This is a genomic window from Acidisphaera sp. L21 (assembly GCF_009765685.1).
Lineage (GTDB): Bacteria > Pseudomonadota > Alphaproteobacteria > Acetobacterales > Acetobacteraceae > LMUY01.
This window is the reverse complement of record NZ_LMUY01000093.1, coordinates 125,430-128,042: the sequence shown is the minus strand read 5'-3', so window position 1 is coordinate 128,042 and position 2,613 is coordinate 125,430. Positions and strand designations below refer to the sequence as shown.

General features: G+C 57.9%; 1 protein-coding gene and 1 pseudogene. Both read left to right on the top strand.

Features of this window, described 5'->3' with window-relative positions:
- The first annotated feature begins 758 nt into the window (after positions 1–758).
- Positions 759–1,013 carry an NAD-dependent epimerase/dehydratase family protein gene (locus GSQ76_RS19160; protein ID WP_272482684.1) on the top strand — a complete coding sequence of 85 codons (255 nt, stop codon included), beginning with the start codon at positions 759–761 and terminating at the stop codon, positions 1,011–1,013.
- A gap of 63 nt (positions 1,014–1,076) precedes the next feature.
- Positions 1,077–2,446, top strand: a pseudogene (locus GSQ76_RS19155) (IS701 family transposase).
- The last annotated feature ends 167 nt before the right edge of the window (positions 2,447–2,613 follow it).

Here is a 2,613-nt window from a genome sequence, read left to right as displayed (position 1 = left end):
ACACCTAGCAACTGCGATGGCAACCTCGTCGGCTAGGGCGTTGAACGCGCCCCGGTCCCGTCCTGCTAATGCCTCTACTGCATGCTTATCCTGAACGGCCTGGATTGGATCGCCTACACAGGGGTTTCCGGTATGCAGACTACCACCATACTATCTGCCAGCTTTGCCAATTGGCATGAACCGCCCAACGGCCGCCGATGGACCAAACATCTAGCTGATCGACCAGGCGTTCTGCGCAAACAATCCGCCGCCGCTTGGCCCGCGAAGAATGTGACCCATTGGTCAAGATAGACTGCACTGACACGGAAAGCACCGCTATGCCTCTGTTAGTGGAATACGAGCAGGATCATGCTCAACCTGGAAACCTTCCCAGCCGTTTCCACGTTTTACCGTCGCTTCCGTAGGAGAGACGGTTCGGGTAGTATCCGCCGTATTGCGGTTGTCAGCTGCAATGTAACGCCGATCGCGCCTAGTATTGGACTGCTTGAACGGAACTGCAATTGTTTGAGAATTGTCGCATGCAGCGCAGTTCAGCGGAGAGTTCCCCGGTAAGGTGCTGACTGCGTGTATGATCCGACGATTTTTTGAGGTGGAACAAATGACGATGCTGGATTTCGATTGCGGCGACCATCCTTTCAAAAAAGCTTGGGTCTCCAAAAAATGGCTGCGCGGAGGCCTAATCATTACTAACTCACGGCATCTATTCGGGGTCGCTTCACTGCTGCGCCAAGTCGTCGGTTACGCTGCAAGGTTACTCTGTGGCTGATATCATCTGCAACCGCTACCTTGTGACGGGGGGAGCGGGGTTCATTGGCTCTCATCTATGTAACGCCCTGTTAGCGGCCGGACATCAGGTGATCGTTCTTGATGACCTTTCGACAGGATGCCGTTCAAATTTGGATAGCCGAGTGACTTTCTACCACGGCAGCATCACCAACCCAGCGATCATCCGACAAGCGGCGGCCTCGGTGGATGGAATATTCCACCTTGCTGCCATTCTTACTGTGTCATAAACTTCTTGCCCGATTTGGAGAGGGTTTGTCAGGGTTGGGATTCTTACTCGTAGGGGGCGGGTTGTGGGTCTCGGATCCGAAGTACACAGCAGCGAATCACGGTTGGCGGGCTATGTCGAGGCAATTACGTCGGTGCTTGGGCACGCCGATCGCGTGGTTCCGTTCCAATCGTATTGCGCGGGGCTGCTGCTGCCAGGCGATCGCAAAAGCGTCGAACCGATGGCCGCGCGCGTTCAGCCCGCGCGTGTGCAGGCGGCGCATCAGTCGATGCATCACTTCGTGGCGAAGTCGGAGTGGTCTGACGACGCGGTGCTCGCCGCAGTGCGCGCCCGTGTCATGCCCATGATCGCACAGCGCGCCCGATCCGTGCGCTGATCATCGACGACACCGGCATTCCAAAGAAAGGCAAGCACTCCGTCGGTGTGGCGCGGCAGTATTGTGGGCAACTCGGCAAACAGGACAACTGCCAGGTTGCGGTGAGCCTGTCGGCGGCTAATGATCATGCAAGCCTACCGATCGCCTATCGCCTCTATCTACCGCATGAATGGTGTGACAATTCGGCTCGACGAGCGCAGGCAGGCATTCCTGACGATATTGTTTTCCAGACCAAGCCGCAGATCGCTCTGGATCAACTGCGCACCGCCGTCGCCGCCGGGATCGATGCCGCGTTCGTATTGGCCGACGCGGGTTATGGCAACGATACGGATTTCCGTGATGGCATTACCGAGATCGGGCTGCCCTACGCTGTCGGCATCCAGTCCACCACCACCCTGTGGCCGCCCGGCATGGAAGCGTTACCCGCCAAACAATGGAGTGGGCGCGGCCGCCCAACGTCGGCGATCCGTCGTGATGCCGAGCATAAGCCGGTCTCGGCCAAGCAGTTGGCACTGGACTTGCCCCAGAAAGCCTGGCGGCGGGTCACCTGGCGCGAAGGGACAAATGCCAAGCTCACCTCACGCTTCGCCGCCGTGCGCGTCCGCCCAGCGCATCGCGATTATGAACGGTCCACACCGCATCTTGAGGAATGGTGCCTGATCGAATGGCCATTGGACGAGATCGAGCCGACCAAGTATTTCATGTCCACCCTGCCTGCCACCATCAGCCGCCGTGCCTTGGTAGGTGCCACCAAGCTGCGCTGGCGGATCGAGCGCGACTACCAAGACCTCAAGCAGGAACTTGGGCTGGGGCATTACGAAGGACGAGGCTGGCGTGGCTTTCATCATCACGCCACGCTGTGCATCGCTGCTTATGGATTCCTGATCTCCGAAAGGGGATCGATTCCCCCCTCCAGGCATTGGAGCGCCCTTCTCATCGAAGAACCTCCCTTATCCGACGGTTATCGACCCCGCGGATCCCCCAATCCGACCTGAGCGCCACATCCCAAACTCAATCACTTCTGTCCGTATTGCCATCGCAAAGGCAATCTCTCGTAAAATCCTGTGCTGCCCATGCTGCCAGCACCAAACGCAACGCCTAACCTTATGACACAGTAAGACTAGGGCGGAATTCCATCAATCTGGTTCGTAACCGGCTGCGGTAAAATAGTTGGCGCAGTCCTGTGGCGTGAACTGTGGCAGCGCATCGCGGATCACGTCCCATA